The sequence below is a fragment of the Streptomyces sp. NPDC045021 genome (assembly GCF_056432645.1).
This window is the reverse complement of the sequence record NZ_JBWKIQ010000009.1, coordinates 107,271-122,574: the sequence shown is the minus strand read 5'-3', so window position 1 is coordinate 122,574 and position 15,304 is coordinate 107,271. Positions and strand designations below refer to the sequence as shown.

The window sequence follows — 15,304 nt, the reverse complement described above, 5'->3', positions numbered from 1 at the left end:
ATGGCAACGCTTGAGATCCACGACCTGCACGTCTCCGTCGAGGCCGAGAACGGCCCCCGCGAGATCCTCCGCGGCGTCGACCTGACCGTGAAGCAGGGCGAGACGCACGCCATCATGGGCCCCAACGGCTCCGGCAAGTCCACCCTCGCGTACTCGCTCGCCGGTCACCCGAAGTACACGATCACCGGCGGCACCGTCACCCTCGACGGTGAGAACGTCCTGGACATGACCGTCGACGAGCGCGCCCGCGCCGGTGTCTTCCTCGCCATGCAGTACCCGGTCGAGGTCCCCGGAGTCTCGGTCTCCAACTTCCTGCGCACCTCCGCCACCGCGATCCGCGGCGAAGCCCCCAAGCTCCGCACGTGGGTCAAGGAGGTCAAGACCGCGATGGAACAGCTCCAGATGGACCCGGCCTTCGCCGAGCGCAACGTCAACGAGGGCTTCTCCGGCGGCGAGAAGAAGCGCCACGAGATCCTCCAGCTGGAGCTCCTCAAGCCGAAGATCGCGATCCTCGACGAGACGGACTCCGGTCTGGACGTCGACGCGCTGCGCCAGGTCTCCGAGGGCGTCAACCGCGTCCGCGAGACCGGCGAGGTCGGCACGCTGCTGATCACCCACTACACGCGCATCCTGCGCTACATCAAGCCTGACTTCGTTCACGTCTTCTCGAACGGCCGCATCGCCGAGTCCGGCGGTGCCGAGCTGGCCGACAAGCTGGAGAACGAGGGCTACGAGGCGTACAGCACGAAGGGCGGCGCTTCCGCGTGACACCACTGCATGGCCTCCTCGACACCGAGGCGATCCGTAAGGACTTCCCGATCCTGGACCGCGTGGTCCACGACGGTAAGAAGATCGTGTACCTGGACAACGCTGCGACCTCGCAGAAGCCGCGCCAGGTGCTCGACGCGCTGAACGCGTACTACGAGCAGCACAACGCCAACGTCCACCGCGGCGTGCATGTGCTCGCCGAGGAGGCCACGGCGCTCTATGAGGGCGCGCGCGACAAGGTCGCCGCGTTCATCAACGCGCCGAGCCGTGACGAGGTGATCTTCACCAAGAACGCCTCGGAGTCACTCAACCTCGTAGCGAACATGCTGGGCTGGGCCGATGAGCCCTACCGGGTGGACCGCGAGACCGAGATAGTGATCACGGAGATGGAGCACCACTCCAACATCGTGCCGTGGCAGCTGCTCTCGCAGCGCACCGGCGCGAAGCTGAAGTGGTTCGGGCTGACCGACGACGGCCGGCTCGACCTCTCCAACATCGACCAGGTGATCACCGAGAAGACGAAGATCGTCTCGTTCACTCTGGTCTCCAACATCATGGGCACGATCAACCCGGTCGACGCGATCGTCCGGCGCGCCCAGGACGTCGGCGCGCTGGTCCTCATCGACGCCTCGCAGGCCGCGCCGCACATGCCGCTCGACGTGCAGGCGCTCGGCGCGGACTTCGTGGCCTTCACCGGCCACAAGATGTGCGGTCCGACCGGCATCGGCGTGCTGTGGGGCCGCCAGGAGCTGCTCGAGGACCTGCCGCCGTTCCTCGGCGGCGGCGAGATGATCGAAACCGTCTCGATGCACTCCTCGACGTACGCCCCGGCGCCGCACAAGTTCGAGGCCGGCACCCCGCCGATCGCGCAGGCGGTCGGGCTGGGCGCGGCCGTGGACTATCTGAGCGCGATCGGTATGGACCGGATCGAGGCCCATGAGCACGCCATCACCGAATACGCGGTGAAGCGCCTGCTCGAGGTCCCGGACCTGCGGATCATCGGCCCGACGACGGCCGAGGACCGCGGCGCCGCGATCTCGTTCGTGCTGGGTGACATCCACCCGCACGATGTGGGCCAGGTGCTGGACGAACAGGGCATCGCGGTCCGCGTCGGACACCACTGCGCGCGCCCGGTCTGCCTGCGCTACGGAATTCCTGCGACCACGCGGGCGTCGTTCTATCTGTACTCCACCCCCGCGGAGGTAGACGCCCTCGTCGAGGGACTGGAGCACGTACGGAACTTCTTCGGGTGAGGGCTGACTGGTGAAGCTGGATTCGATGTACCAGGAAGTGATCCTGGACCACTACAAGCACCCGCACGGGCGTGGCCTGCGCGACGGCGACGCCGAGGTGCACCACGTCAATCCGACGTGCGGTGACGAGATCACTCTGCGGGTCAAGCTCGACGGCTCGAAGATCGTGGATGTCTCCTACGAGGGACAGGGCTGCTCGATCAGCCAGGCCAGCGCCTCGGTGATGAACGAGCTGGTGGTCGGTCGCGAGCTGGACGAGGCGATGAAGGTCCAGGAGGTCTTCCTGGAGCTGATGCAGTCCAAGGGCAAGGTAGAGCCGGACGACGCGATGGAAGAGGTGCTGGAGGACGCTGTCGCGTTCGCCGGTGTCTCCAAGTACCCGGCGCGCGTGAAGTGCGCCCTGCTGAGCTGGATGGCGTGGAAGGACGCGACCGCACAGGCGCTGTCCGAAAGGGAGTCCGCATGACCGAGAACGCAGAAGTGGCCGAGGCCGCGTCCGCAGTCACCACCAAGCCGGCTTCCGAAGAGGAGGTCCGCGAGGCGCTGTACGACGTCGTCGACCCCGAGCTGGGCATCGACGTCGTCAACCTGGGCCTGATCTACGGCATTCACATCGACGACTCCAACGTCGCGACGCTGGACATGACGCTCACCTCGGCGGCCTGCCCGCTGACCGACGTCATCGAGGACCAGGCGCGTTCGGCGACCGACGGCATCGTCGCCGACCTGAAGATCAACTGGGTCTGGATGCCGCCGTGGGGCCCGGACAAGATCAGCGACGACGGTCGCGAGCAGCTGCGGGCGCTCGGCTTCAACATCGGCTGAGCAGCACCGCACACAGCGCGCACCGGCGCGCTGCTGCACTCCGCTCCACCCGCACCATCTGTTCCACCGGACGGCCCGTACGCCTCGCGCGTGCGGGCCGTCCGCCGTTGTTCGCCCGATGTATGCCCTGCGGGTGTCCCTCGTTGGCGGCTGTGCCCGAGCGTTTGCGACGACATCAGCGACGTCGAAGGGCACTCCTCGTGCAGCCTTACGTTTCCCCGTCCGTCCGCAGGGCCGGCCTGGCCGCGGGTGCGGCCCTCGCCCTGGGCGCGATGGGCCTCGCCGCTCCCGCCCACGCCGCGAGCTACGGCACGCCGACCATCACGCTCTCCGCCGCGTACCTGTCGGGTGCCGTCGGCGCGACCGGCGACCCGGTGGTCACGGCGACGGTCTCGCAGAGCGGCGCGGACGCCTCGGCGCTCACGGTGGCCGCCTCCGCCAGCTCCAAGTCCGCCATCGCGGGCACGGGCGACGTGACGGTGACGGGGACCGGCTCGGCCCGCCAGGTCGCGGTGACCGCGCACGGCTCCGGCTACACCGATCTGACGCTGAAGGTCACCGGTCTCGGCGGCAAGACCGCGACGAAGACGCTGCACTACGCGGCCTCGCCGGCGGTCCAGTTCGCCGCGGACACCCGCTACTTCAGCGGTTCGAGCGACGCCTCGGCCGCGGTGGACGTCGGCGGCGGCTACGCCGTCGTGGCCGACGACGAGTCCAACACGCTGCGGCTGTACGCCCGCGGCGCCTCCGGTGCGCCGGTGCGCACCTGGGACTTCAGCTCCGCGCTCGGGGTCTCCAAGGAGATCGACATCGAGGCGGCGGCCCGGGTCGGGAACACGATCTACTGGACCGGCTCGCTGGGGAACAACAAGGACGGCGAGATCAAGGCCGACCGCGCCACGCTGTTCACCACGACGGTGACCGGCTCGGCCGCGAGCACCCAGCTCGCGCTGGGCGGCAAGTACAAGAACCTGCGCGCCGACCTGATCGCCTGGGACCAGGCCAACGGCAACCACTACGGCTTCGCGGCCGGCGCCGCCTCGGGCCAGGCGCCCAAGCAGATCGACGGGTTCAACGTCGAGGGCCTGGAGTTCGCGCCCGGCAGCACCACCACCGCCTACATCGGCTTCCGCGCCCCGCTGGCTCCGGCCGTCCCGGGCGGCAAGGCGCTGATCGTGCCGGTCACCAACATCGACAAGGTCGTCACCGGCACGAAGGCCGCCTTCGGCGCCCCGATCGAGCTCGACCTGGGCGGCCTCAGCATCCGCGACATCCGCAGGAACGCCGCCGACCAGTACCTGATCGTGGCCGGCTCCTGGGCCGCCGACGACAACAGCGACCCGTACGCGCTGTACTCGTGGGACGGCGTCCCGGGCCACGCCCCGGTCCAGCGCGTGCAGTTGCCGACCAGTGACGCCGGCGGCTGGGAGGCCGTCGTGGACGTCCCGGACCTGACCGTGCCGGGCGCCCGCGCGCAGCTCGTCACCGACGACGGCTCGGCGGACCTGTACGGCGACGGCACCGAGGCCAAGGACCTCACGCACGCGGAGTGGAAGAAGTCCCGCGCGACCTGGTTCACGGTGAGCTGACCCGCCGGAAGGGCCGCTATGTGTACGGGCGTACGCATCGTTGCGTACGCTTGTACACATGGGCTACATCATGCTGGGCGGCGCCATCCTCGCCGAGATACTCGGAACCACCGCGATGAAGTACAGCGAGGGGTTCAGCAAGCTCTGGCCGTCCGCGATCACGATCATCGGCTACGTCATCGCCTTCACGCTGCTCGCACAGACGTTGAAGACGATCGAGGTCGGCACCGCGTACGCGATCTGGGCGGGCGTCGGCACCGCGACCATCGCCGCGATCGGGATGGTCTTCATGGGGGAGACGGCGAACGCCGCGAAGGTCCTCGGGGTGCTGCTGGTGATCGCGGGCGTCATCGTGCTCAACCTCGGCGGGTCGCACTGATGGCCCGCCGCTACGACCCCGACCGGCGCCGGCGCATCATCGACGCCGCGATCCGGGTGGTCGGCGAGCGCGGTATCGCGGGGCTGAGCCACCGCTCGGTCGCCGCCGAGGCGGATGTGCCGCTCGGCTCGACCACGTACCACTTCGCGACCCTCGACGACCTGCTCGTCGCCGCGCTCCGCCAGTCCAACGAGGGCTTCGCCCAGTCCATCCGGGACAGCCCGCTCTTCGCGGACCCCGGACCCGGGACCGAACCGGCCACGGCGGCCACTCTCGCGGACGAGCTCTCCCGGCTGCTGGAGGAGTGGCTCTCCGGCGACCGGACCCTGATCGAGCTGGACTATGACCTCTACCTCGCCGCGCTGCGCCGAGAGGCGGTCCGCCCCATCGCGGCGGAGTGGGTCGACCAGGCCACCACCCTCCTCGCCGCCCACACCGACCCGGCGACCGCCCGCGCCCTGATCGCCCTCATGGACGGCATCTGCCTCCAGGTCCTCCTGACCGGGGGCACCTACGACCGCGCCTACGCCCGCGAAATGTTCGGCCGCCTGCTCAACTGACCCACGGGCCCGACAGCCTCTAGGCGGCGTGCGGGGCGAAGCTGACGTGCGTCGCGGCAGGCTCGATGGTCAGATCCATCGTGGCGTCGAGCGCCGTCGCCAGCGTCCTGAGCAGTGCGAGCGTCGGCACCACCGCGCCACCCTCGATCCGTTCCACATCGGATTCGACCAGGCCGGCGCGGTGGGCCAGTTCCGCCGCGGACAAACCCAGCGCGGAACGCCGGTCGTAGACGGCCTGGCCGAGCGCGATGGCGGCACCGGCCTCGACGTACGCGGAGTCGGCCCGGTGTTCGTCCGGGATCTTCCACGATGAGTGGTAGCCCCTGCTCACGGCAGCTCCTCGAAAGTGCGGTGATAGGTCGTACGGGCCGCGGGATGCCCGGACTCGCATTCCTTCTGCGCCCACAGGGCGCGCTGAACCTGGGCTTCTTCTCGCATCCGGGTCCTGCGAAAGACCGTGAGTAACACGATACGACGGTCCGGAGCCAACCAGTAGGTGAGCCGGACCGCGCCGGCGCCGAGGAAGAAGCGCAGCTCCCGCAACGGGCCGTCGAGGTGTCGGGAGTACGGCTCGCCCAACGTGGTGGGGTGCTCGGCGAGGCGGTCCGCATGGCGTTCCACCGCGCTGTACTGCCCGCGTGGCAGGGTGTCCAGCCAATCCCGTACCTCGGGTTCGAGTTCGATCTCCCAGTCGTCGGGCATGGAGGGAAGCTACGGCGCGGATCCCCGCTACCGGGCAGGCTGCGGCGCGTACCGCTGAAAAGCGTGAATCCCTGTCAGGTCGGTATCAGGACATTCGTATGAGGTCGTGCGGTGTGCGGGGTCACTTCTGGTTGTGGGTCAGGACGGCTGCCAGGGCGGTGTCGATGCTCTGGGTGATGTCGGTGATCGGGTAGATCGCCTCGTGGATGACGCGGTCGGGGCCGATGACCAGGGTGAGGCGTTTGAGGCGGGTGGTGCCGCCGGCGCGGAAGGTGGGGAGGCGGAGCGCGGCGGTGAGGGTGAGGTCCGCGTCCGAGAGGAGCGGGAAACGCAGCCGCTCCTTGGCGGCGAACGCGCGCTGCTCGTCCGGGCGTTGGCCACTGACGCCGTGCACCACGGCCCCGGCCGCGGTGAACTCGGCGAGGCGGTCGCGGTAGGTGCACGATTCGAGGGTGCAGCCCGGCGCCCCCGGGATGTCCGCCCACCCGGGAGGGTAGGACTCGCGCTGGGCGTACGCGCCCGGAAAGCAGTACAGGACGGTGAACGCGGCCTCCGCGACCGGGTCGTGGGCCAGGCCGTCGGCCCCGGGGAGGGTGAGCGGCGGCACCTGGGTGCCGATCAGGTCGTGGACGCGCCCGGCTTCGCGTGATCCCTCGGTCGCAGTGGCGGTGGTCAGGGGAGCTTCGCCCTCTCCGAGGATCCAGGCGTCGCCCCAGTCCTGGAGCGCGACGAGCACGGGCAGCAGCGCCCGGCCGCGCGGCGTCAGCCGGTACTCGTGCCGGACCGGCCGCTCCTGGTAGGGCTCGCGGCCCAGCACCCCGGCGTCGACGAGCAGCTTCAGCCGCTCGGCGAGCACCTTGCGGGACATGCCGAGCTCGCGCTGCAGCCCGTCGAAGCGGTGCACGCCGCGGGCGATGTCCCGGACGATCAGCAGCGTCCACCAGTCGCCGACCACGTCCAGGGCCTGGGCGATGGCGCAGTTCGTGTCACCGAGGTCGGTTCGCCGGGCCATGCAACACCCCCCTGCCTTCCGGTGTCTTCCGGATACGCCGTTGACCGTGGCGGCCCATCCTGTCATGGTCAGTTCCCATAAGGAACTCATTGGGGTGGGGAGACGGCATGGCGAGCGGGGCTCGGGGCGGCGGCGGGATGCGGGACGTGCCGAAGGTCGTGTGGCTGCTGGCCGCGGGGCAGTTCGTCAACATGCTCGTCAGCTTCACCTTCGTGTATCTCTTCGTGTACCTGACCGGGCCGCGCGGGCTCAGCGTGCCGCAGGCCGGGCTCATCGCGGGCGCGGGCGGTATCGGCCTGGTCGCCGGCAGCTTCACCGGCGGCTGGTTCGGGGACCGTTACGGCCACCGCCGCACCCTGCTGGCCGGCGCGTTCGTCTCCGGCCTCGGCCTCGTCGCGCTGCCCGTTCTGCCGACCCCCGCCCTGATCCTGGTGCTGCCGGTGTGCCAGTACGCGACCGGCACCGTCCGCGCCGCGAACTCCGCCCTCGTCGCGGTCTCCGTCCCCGAGGGATCGCGCCGGCAGGGCTTCGCCGTCAACCGCTTCGCGCTCAACGCCGGGTTCACCGTGGGCCCGCCGCTGGGCGCCCTGCTCGCCACGCACTTCTCGTACGGCTGGCTCTTCGCCGCCGACGGCCTCGGCACCCTCCTCTTCGCCGGCTACGCGGCCCGCGTGCTCCCGGAGCACGGCGAGCGCCGCCGCCGGGTCGCGGTACCGGTCGGCGCCCCCGGGCTGTGGACGGCGCTGCGCGCCCGTCCCGCCGTCATCGTCCTGCTCGTCGCGATCGTCGTCGTCGACACCGTCTACCGGCAGCAGTACTCGATCCTGCCGGTCTTCCTCTCCGACCACGGCATCGGCACCGGCGTCTACGGCTGGCTGCTCGCCCTCAACGGCGGGCTGATCCTCTGCCTGGAGATCCCCGCCGCCGTCGGGCTGCGCAGGCGCGCGCCGCTGCGGATCGTCGGCGCCGGGCTCCTCCTCGTCGGGGCCGGCTTCGGCGGTCTCGCCGCCGGCGCGTACATCGCGACCGCCGTGATCATGATGCTGCTGGTCACCGGAGGCGAGATCCTCTACAAGACCCCCGCCTCGGCCTATGTCGCCGACAGCTCGCCGGCGCACCTCCAGGGCCGCTTCCAGAGCCTGTACGCGGGCGCATCGATCAGCGGTTCCGTCCTGGGCCCGCCGCTCGGCGGCGCGCTGTACTCGGCGGCGCCGGGGCTGCTCTGGCCGGTGTGCGCGGCGCTCGCCGCGGTGGCCGGGGCAGCGGTGCTGGCGGCGGGGGAGCGCGAGCGGCGGCTGCGGGCGCAGGCGCCTGCGACCCAGACCCTGGCCCCTGTGTCGTCGCCCGTGCCGGAGCCCGCTCAGGTCCGGAGCGGGATCGAGAGCTGACCTCCCGCCCGGCGCGATGCCCCAGGTACGGCGCCCCGGGCGTGACGTCCCGGGCCCGTCCCGTCCACCCGCCGCGCGGAAACCGCATTCCGCATGCCGGGCCGGTTGGGCATCGGGCGTGACCAGCGGCTAGCGTGCGAGGCATGACTGACACGACCGCTTCGACCGTTAACCGCTCCACCGGCGCCGTTGCCGCCGGCCTTGCCACCATCGCCGATGACGGCACGGTCCTGGACACCTGGTACCCCGCCCCCGAGCTCGTCGCCGACCCCGGTCCGGCCGGCACCGAGCGGCTGACCGCAGAGCGCGCCGCCGAGCTGCTGGGCGCCGCCGCGCCGAAGGCGCTCGGACCGGACCCGCGCCGCGGGGTGGAGGTCGTCGCCGTACGTACCGTCATCGCCTCGACGGACGACAAGCCGCTCGACGCGCACGACGCCTACCTGCGCCTGCACCTGCTCAGCCACCGGCTGGTGCGCCCCAACGCGCAGAACCTGGACGGCCTGTTCGGGCTGCTCGCCAACGTCGCCTGGACCTCCCTCGGCCCGGTACCGGTCGCCGGGATCAACGCCGCGCGCCTCGCCGCCCGCGGTGATGGCCTGCACCTGTCCGTCTACGGTGTCGACAAGTTCCCCCGCATGACGGACTACGTCGCGCCCGCCGGTGTCCGTATCGCCGACGCCGACCGGGTCCGCCTCGGCGCGCACCTCGCCGCCGGCACCACCGTCATGCACGAGGGCTTCTGCAACTTCAACGCCGGAACGCTCGGCACCTCCATGGTCGAGGGCCGGATCTCCCAGGGCGTCGTCATCGGTGACGGTTCCGACATCGGCGGCGGCGCGTCGATCATGGGCACCCTCTCCGGCGGCGGCAAGCAGGTCGTCTCCATCGGCGAGCGCTGCCTGCTCGGCGCCGAGTCGGGCATCGGCATCGCGCTCGGCGACGACTGCATCGTCGAGGCCGGCCTCTACGTCACGGCCGGCACCCGCGTCACGCTGCCGGACGGCCGGATCGTCAAGGCCCTGGAGCTCTCCGGCGCCGACAACCTCCTGTTCCGCCGCAACTCCACCACCGGCACGGTGGAGGTCCTCCAGCGCACCGGCTCGTGGGGCGGCCTCAACGAGCTCCTGCACAGCCACAACTGACGTACCGGAACAGCCGAACGGCCGGCCCCCTCACCTTGGGGGCCGGCCGTTCCGCATGCCGCATCAGCTGTGGATCGTCAGTTGTAGATGTTGTCGGCGTACCCGGAGCCGTAGTAGACCTCCAGGTCCGCCAGCGCCTCGTCCTTGCGTTCGAGGCTCTTCGAGATCCGGGCGCGGGACGGCGCCGCGTCGGGGTTCCAGGCCTCGTGCTTCCAGAGCGCGGAGGGCAGCAGCGCCTTCGAGCAGTGGTAGATGACGTCCTCGATGTCGACGACGAGCGTGAACTGCGGGCGGTGGCCCTTCACGATCATGTCGTCGAAGAACGGGGCGTCACGCCGGACCGCGTTCGTGATCGGCCGGACAGAGGGTCGGACGGACGGATTGGCCCCAGCGGCTAGCCCCGCCCCACGGGGCCCACCGGCCCTAGCGGCCCCGCCGTATCCCGCCCAGGGAGGAGAGCACCAGCCGCCCGTAGCGGGTGGTGAGGGCGGCCGCGGTGGCGGCCGTCGACGCGCCGAGGGCCAGGAGGAGGTGGGCGGGGGACTGGTCGCCGAGGACCTGGAGGATGCTCAGCGCGGTGCCCAGCGGCAGGCCGAGGATGGTCAGCAGACCCAGGGCGCCCGCGATCTGCTGGCTCTCCTGGGTCTGGACGAGGCGGGCGTGGTCGGCGGCCTCGGTGACGATCTCGGCGAACCTCTCCGGCAGCCGGTGCTGCGACTGGAACGCCTGCAGCAGGGCGTTGGCCGGGCCGTGGGCGGTGAGGTGCTGCCGCCAGTAGGTGCTGCGGAAGACGGCGATGCGCTGTTCGAGTGCGGCCACCCGGCGGGCGAGGCGCGGGCCCTGGAAGACGGCGGAGAGCTGGTCGGTGATCTCGTTGATGTGGTCGCGCTGCGCGGTGCCCAGGAGCAGCGCGTCCAGGTAGACGGTGCGGGCCTGCAGGGCGGCGAAGGCGTAGAAGTCGGCGGTGCCGCCCCGGTCGGGGCGGTGGCCGAGGAACGCGGCGCCGTGCCGCAGCACGAGGGCGCTCCAGTCCGCGGAGATCCGGACGGTCTCCCGCCGGGCCTCGTCGAGGTGTTCCGACGCCGTGGGGAAGTCGCTGTCGGTGGAGCGGGAGGCGAGCCACCACAGCCAGCGGTCCGCGGACGCGGGTACCGGCCCGGGTCCCAGGTCGCCGTCGGCCTCCCGCAGGGCCGGGGTGTGGGTCGCGTCCGGGGTGAGGAAGGCGATCGTGTACGGGCGGGCGATGGCGAAGGGCCCGGCCGGCGACGTGGTGTCGGCCACGCCCTCCAGCAGCGCGGCGGGGGCCAGCGGCCCGTCGAGCGGATCGGGGCCCGCGGTGTGCCGGTGGCCGATCGCCCGCAGCGTGGACAGCAGATGCGGGCCGTCGACCGTGAAGTGCAGTACGGCGACGGCCTGTTGGAGGCTGGCCGCATCGCTGCGCAGCAGCTCCACGGCGTGCAGGCGCAGCGGGCCGTGCGCGATGTCGGCGGTCCGGTGCCAACGGCGGTCGTAGAGCGCACGGGCCGCGGACGGGGTGAAGTACGTCTGCCGGCTCGCGGCGTTGCTGCGCCGCTCGCCCAGTTCGAACGGGTACGGGCCGGCTTCCCACGGCGGATCGGCCGGCAACAGCACCGGAAGGACGACGGTGATCGCCTGCCGCACCCCCGTGATGGATTCGAGGGAGACCGTCACGAGCGGGAGACCTCCAGGTCGTTGCCGGCGGCCAGGCTACCGGCCCGGCCGAGCAGCTGTCAGGACGGTGTCCGAGAAGAGATGGGGGCAGTACGGGCCGCCCGCCGCACCGGCGGGCGCCCCGTACTTCGTACCGTTACGGGCGGACGCGGACGACCTGCGGGTCGTGGTCGCTCGCCTGGTCGGCGAACTCGGAGTTGATGTGGACGACGTCGTAGTCGGGCGAGCCGAGGGAGGGGCTGACGAGGATGTGGTCCAGGACCTGCGAGTTGCCCTGGAAGACGTAGGAGTAGCGCTCGCTGGGACACAGCGACAGGACGAGGTCCTTCAGCGCGCGACCTTCGGTGAGCCGCAGGCCGGCGGCCGAGAACTCGTAGTCGTTGATGTCGCCGAGCACGATGACACGGGCGTCCTTCTGGACCGCCTGGATCTGCCGCACGAAGGTGTTGACCTGGACCGACTGCTGCAGCCGCTTCGTCTCGGAGCTGCGCACCACCGGCTGGGTGCGGCTGGTCAGCGGGCTGTCGCCGCCCTTGGAGGCGAAGTGGTTGGCGATGACGATGACGGGCTTGCCGCGGAAGGTGAACTCGCCGGCGAGCGGCTTGCGGCTGTCGGCCCAGGCGCTGTCACCGGGGGCGATACGGCCGGGGGAGACGCTGAGCGCGGCCTTGCCGTGGATGCTGGAGACCCAGACGGGGGTGGTGGCGTTGCCGCCGGGCCGGTCGGTGAAGGAGACCCGCGCCGGGTTGTAGAGGAACGCCTGGCGGATGTTGCCGCCGGGCTCGCCGCCGTCGGTCCCGTTCGTCGGGTCGATGGAACGCCACTCGTAGCGCGGGCCGCCGGCGGCGACGATCGCGTCGATGAACTTGTTCAGTGTCTGGTCGGCGGCGACCGTACCGTCGTTGACGGCGCCGTTGTTGTCCTGGATCTCCTCCAGGGCGACGATGTCGGGCGAGGCGAGGTGCGTGACGACGCCCGCGGCGAGCCGGTCGAACTTGGTCTGCGGGTCGGACGGGTCGAGGTTCTCGACGTTGTACGTCGCGACCGCCAGCTCGTCCTTCTTCTGCTTGCGCGTCGTCTCCTGCTGCAGACCGCTTGAGGTGACCGTGCCGATGGTGCGGGCGGTGAGGGTGTAGCCGCCGAACTGGTTGAAGTCCAGCGGGCCTTCGGTGGTGCCGGTGAGCACATCGCCGACGTTGGCGGTCGGGAAGGGCTGCTGGGCCGTCGGGATCAGCGACTGGATCTGCAGCCGGCCGGAGTTCTGGTTCGCGTAGGAGCCGTAGACGGTGCCGCCGCGCGGGGTCGGGTTCTCCTGGGGTCTGACCGTCACCCACAGCTCGGAGTACGGGTCGGTGGCGCCGACCACGCGGGTGTCGGCGACCTGGACGTTCATGCCCTCCAGGGACTCGTACAGGTCCAGGGCGTACGTCGCGGGCCGCAGCGGCAGCGCCTCAATGCTGTTGGCGGCCGCCGCGTCGCCGGCCGGGGCGTACGCGGCGGGGACGACGGTGCTGTTCAGGACCACCGGGGCGGGCAGCGCGTTGCCGGAGGAGACGACGGTCACCACCGGCTTGGTGATCTCGGTGACGGACTGGTCGCCGATGGTCTTGCCGCCCGGGTAGTACTCGCTGACCGTGCCGGAGACCGTCACCGAGTCACCGACCGCCACCGTGGGGTTGGAGCTGGTGAAGACGAAGACGCCCTCGCTGGTGGCCGGGTCCGCGTCCGGCGTCGGGTCCTGCATCCAGAAGCCCTTGGAGGAGCCGTAGGCGCGGACACCGGTGACTATGCCGGGGACGGCGGTCACGGCCTGGCCGGAGAGCGGGGACAGCCGGGTGGCGCCCTGGAGATCGTGGATGCGCACGCCATCGGCGGCGGTCGTGTTCGCGGTCGCGGACTGCGGCATGGCGAGCAGTCCGGCCGCGAGCGCGGCGGTGGCGATGGCGCCGATGGAGCGAGGGGTGGTCAACGTGGCCTCCGTGAGGGATACGGGCGAGCGCGTCACTGATCTGAGATCGACGGACTCCGGTTCACAGCTCTTCAGTTGTTAGATCTACGCGCGTCAATTTCCTTGTACGGCGTGTGTGTTGTCAAGAGCCGGACAAGGGACGAAAGACGAACGAACCCTGACGGGGAGATGAACCGGACGTACCGGCTGCCGACGCGTCTAGGCTGGGTTCGCGCCGCCCCACTGGCGCGGCGCAGTCACCCCCCACCGCTGTTGAGGAGAACCCCGCCATGGCCGCTGACCGCCTCGCCCTGCCGCCCGTGCGGCTGCTTCCCGAGGACGAGCTGGCGCGGCTCGCGCTCGCTGTGCCGCTGCTGGAGCGCGCGGTCCGGCTGGCCCGTTGGGCGGGTCCCGACGCCCGGGTCGACGTCATGGGCGAGCTGACAGAGGATCACGGGCTGCGCGCCGCAGCCGAGCTCGGTCTCACCGCCGACCAGGACGGCCTGGCCGAGACCTCACAGGCCTGGGGCATCGCCATCGACACCGGCCTGGTCGAACTGGCGATCGACGAGGCCGCGGGCGAGGCCACGGAGCCCGGCGAGCCCGCGGGCACGGTGCTGCCCGGCGAGGCGCTGGCACAGCTGACCGCCGGCGAGCCGCAGGACGTCCTGGAGGTGTGGCTGGCCACCGCCGAGACCGCCCTCGCCGAGGCCGCCTCACCGGACTTCGAAGGACTGCGCGCGGCGATCGGCGGCGACGGCCAGGACGACGACGGCGTACTGGACCTCGACGCCCTGGACTGGGACCCGGAGGAGGAGGCCGAGTTCCTCGACGCGGCGCTCGCCAACCTCTACGCGTACAGCGCGATGGAGGAGACCGGTGAGGAAGCCGTACCGCTGCCCGTCCTGGCCGCCTCGCTCGTCGTCCCCGAGGACATGGACGAGCCGACGGACGCCGTCCTCGAAGAGGTCACCGAGGTGATGATGCGGCTGGACGACCACTTCCGGCTGCTCGCCCCCACCGGCCTGATCGAGTACCAGCCGGTCGACGACGCGCTCATCGAGGAGACGGACGAGGACGGGAGCCCCGCGGGCGAGGAAGCCCTCACGGCCGCACTCGACCCGGAGGAGATCTCCCGCTACGGCCTGGTCCGGCTCACCCCGCTCGGCGTGTTCGGCGTCCGCGCCCGGCTGCTCGACGCGGGCGCGCACGCCCCCGCCACCGGCGACCTCGCCGACCGGACCGCGGCCGTGCTCCTGGACGCGCTGACCGACTACCCGGACCGGGCGGCCCGCGCCGAGGCCGAGCTGTGGCTCAGCGACCGCAAGCCCGACGCCGCGGCGCGGGAGCTTCTGGCGGCGTCCATCGGCGACGACCTGGGCGCGCCCGGCCGCCGGCTGATGTGCCAGCAGACCCTCAGCCTGCTCGGCCCCGAGGCCGAACCCGCGCTGCGCGAGGTGCTCGACAACCGCCAACTCGGGGGACTGGCCCGGGTGTGGCTCACCGAACGCGGAGCCCAGGACGTTCCGGCGCCGGACGAGGCGATGGTGTTCTGGCTGACCGTCGACACCCTCGCCGCGCAGCTCGACTCCGACCAGGGCCCCGAGCTGCTCGCCGAACTCGTGACCGGCCTCGTCGCGCAGCACGACGGCTTCTTCGAGGCGGTGTGGCGGGTCGACCACCCGGCCACCTCGGACGTCCTGGAGGCGATGGGGCGGCTGCACCCCGACAAGGCGGTCGCCAAGGCCGCCCGCAAGGCCGCGTTCAAGGCCCGTTCGAAGGCCGGCAGCGACAGCTGATGCCGCGCGGGCGGTGAGGCGCCGTCGCGGACCGCACGGCGTCGCACCGGGCGGTGAGGCGCCGTTGTACCGAGGGGCGGGCGCCGATATACCGGGGGTGGGGCGCGCCGCGCCTGTGTCCGGCGGGCCGGAGGAGCCCGATCCGGTCACGTTGTCGAGCTCATCCGTACGTGGCCCGCCGGTGGCCGGACGCAGTTCACCTGGCGTTCTTGTCGGGGCAGGAGCGTAACCGCCGCAGCCCGCGACA

Annotated in this window: 16 protein-coding genes; 10 read left to right on the top strand and 6 right to left on the bottom strand. The window is 71.3% G+C overall.

Features of this window, described 5'->3' with window-relative positions:
• The 7 genes from sufC to AC07DC_RS25980 all read left to right on the top strand — a co-directional run bounded on the left by sufC (position 1) and on the right by AC07DC_RS25980 (position 5,374).
• A complete protein-coding gene (gene sufC, locus AC07DC_RS26010) occupies positions 1 to 768 on the top strand; it encodes a Fe-S cluster assembly ATPase SufC (RefSeq protein WP_478916899.1) in 768 nt (255 codons plus the stop codon).
• Positions 765 to 2,021 carry a cysteine desulfurase gene (locus tag AC07DC_RS26005; protein ID WP_478916898.1) on the top strand — a complete coding sequence of 419 codons (1,257 nt, stop codon included), beginning with the start codon at positions 765 to 767 and terminating at the stop codon, positions 2,019 to 2,021. Before sufC ends, AC07DC_RS26005 begins: the two co-directional genes overlap by 4 nt.
• Positions 2,022 to 2,031: 10 nt before the next feature.
• Positions 2,032 to 2,487 (top strand): Fe-S cluster assembly sulfur transfer protein SufU, encoded by a 456-nt coding sequence (gene sufU / locus AC07DC_RS26000; protein ID WP_478916897.1) that lies wholly within the window; start codon positions 2,032 to 2,034, stop codon positions 2,485 to 2,487.
• Complete coding sequence (locus tag AC07DC_RS25995; protein ID WP_478916896.1) at positions 2,484 to 2,846, top strand: metal-sulfur cluster assembly factor; 363 nt, start codon at positions 2,484 to 2,486, stop codon at positions 2,844 to 2,846. Before sufU ends, AC07DC_RS25995 begins: the two co-directional genes overlap by 4 nt.
• 272 nt (positions 2,847 to 3,118) lie before the next feature.
• The gene (locus tag AC07DC_RS25990; RefSeq protein ID WP_478917117.1) at positions 3,119 to 4,435 is read left to right on the top strand and encodes a hypothetical protein; all 1,317 of its coding nucleotides are present in this window, start codon (positions 3,119 to 3,121) and stop codon (positions 4,433 to 4,435) included.
• Positions 4,436 to 4,493: 58 nt separating this feature from the next.
• On the top strand, positions 4,494 to 4,814 hold the full coding sequence (locus AC07DC_RS25985) for a DMT family transporter (protein WP_478916895.1): 321 nt from the start codon (positions 4,494 to 4,496) through the stop codon (positions 4,812 to 4,814).
• Positions 4,814 to 5,374, top strand: a complete 561-nt coding sequence (locus AC07DC_RS25980; RefSeq protein ID WP_478916894.1) for a TetR/AcrR family transcriptional regulator — start codon at positions 4,814 to 4,816, stop codon at positions 5,372 to 5,374. The genes AC07DC_RS25985 and AC07DC_RS25980 overlap by 1 nt, the downstream gene beginning before the upstream one ends.
• Before the next feature lie 19 nt (positions 5,375 to 5,393).
• Here the strand turns inward: AC07DC_RS25980 and AC07DC_RS25975 are convergent, their stop codons facing one another.
• From AC07DC_RS25975 to AC07DC_RS25965, 3 genes are all read right to left on the bottom strand, one after another.
• Entirely contained in the window at positions 5,394 to 5,705 is a 312-nt protein-coding gene (locus tag AC07DC_RS25975) for a helix-turn-helix domain-containing protein (protein WP_478916893.1), read from the bottom strand.
• A complete protein-coding gene (locus AC07DC_RS25970) occupies positions 5,702 to 6,076 on the bottom strand; it encodes a type II toxin-antitoxin system RelE/ParE family toxin (protein ID WP_478916892.1) in 375 nt (124 codons plus the stop codon). Before AC07DC_RS25970 ends, AC07DC_RS25975 begins: the two co-directional genes overlap by 4 nt.
• A gap of 121 nt (positions 6,077 to 6,197) precedes the next feature.
• Positions 6,198 to 7,088, bottom strand: a complete 891-nt coding sequence (locus AC07DC_RS25965) for a winged helix-turn-helix transcriptional regulator (RefSeq protein WP_478916891.1) — start codon at positions 7,086 to 7,088, stop codon at positions 6,198 to 6,200.
• Between the two features lie 107 nt (positions 7,089 to 7,195).
• On the opposite strand from AC07DC_RS25965, the gene AC07DC_RS25960 reads away from it, so the two are divergent.
• Together AC07DC_RS25960 and dapD are read left to right on the top strand one after the other, a co-directional pair.
• Complete coding sequence (locus AC07DC_RS25960) at positions 7,196 to 8,476, top strand: MFS transporter (RefSeq protein ID WP_478916890.1); 1,281 nt, start codon at positions 7,196 to 7,198, stop codon at positions 8,474 to 8,476.
• Positions 8,477 to 8,619: 143 nt separating this feature from the next.
• Complete coding sequence (gene dapD / locus AC07DC_RS25955) at positions 8,620 to 9,618, top strand: 2,3,4,5-tetrahydropyridine-2,6-dicarboxylate N-succinyltransferase (RefSeq protein ID WP_478916889.1); 999 nt, start codon at positions 8,620 to 8,622, stop codon at positions 9,616 to 9,618.
• A gap of 77 nt (positions 9,619 to 9,695) precedes the next feature.
• On the opposite strand, the gene AC07DC_RS25950 is transcribed toward dapD, so the two are convergent.
• The 3 genes from AC07DC_RS25950 to AC07DC_RS25940 form a co-directional block, all read right to left on the bottom strand.
• Positions 9,696 to 9,929, bottom strand: coding sequence for a PNPOx family protein (locus AC07DC_RS25950; RefSeq protein ID WP_478916888.1), 234 nt, complete (start codon positions 9,927 to 9,929; stop codon positions 9,696 to 9,698).
• A gap of 112 nt (positions 9,930 to 10,041) precedes the next feature.
• Positions 10,042 to 11,310, bottom strand: coding sequence for a hypothetical protein (locus AC07DC_RS25945; RefSeq protein ID WP_478916887.1), 1,269 nt, complete (start codon positions 11,308 to 11,310; stop codon positions 10,042 to 10,044).
• A gap of 136 nt (positions 11,311 to 11,446) precedes the next feature.
• Positions 11,447 to 13,279 carry an endonuclease/exonuclease/phosphatase family protein gene (locus AC07DC_RS25940; protein ID WP_478916886.1) on the bottom strand — a complete coding sequence of 611 codons (1,833 nt, stop codon included), beginning with the start codon at positions 13,277 to 13,279 and terminating at the stop codon, positions 11,447 to 11,449.
• Positions 13,280 to 13,548: 269 nt separating this feature from the next.
• Here AC07DC_RS25940 and AC07DC_RS25935 point away from each other — a divergent pair, with 269 nt between their 5' ends.
• Complete coding sequence (locus tag AC07DC_RS25935) at positions 13,549 to 15,057, top strand: hypothetical protein (RefSeq protein ID WP_478916885.1); 1,509 nt, start codon at positions 13,549 to 13,551, stop codon at positions 15,055 to 15,057.
• The last annotated feature ends 247 nt before the right edge of the window (positions 15,058 to 15,304 follow it).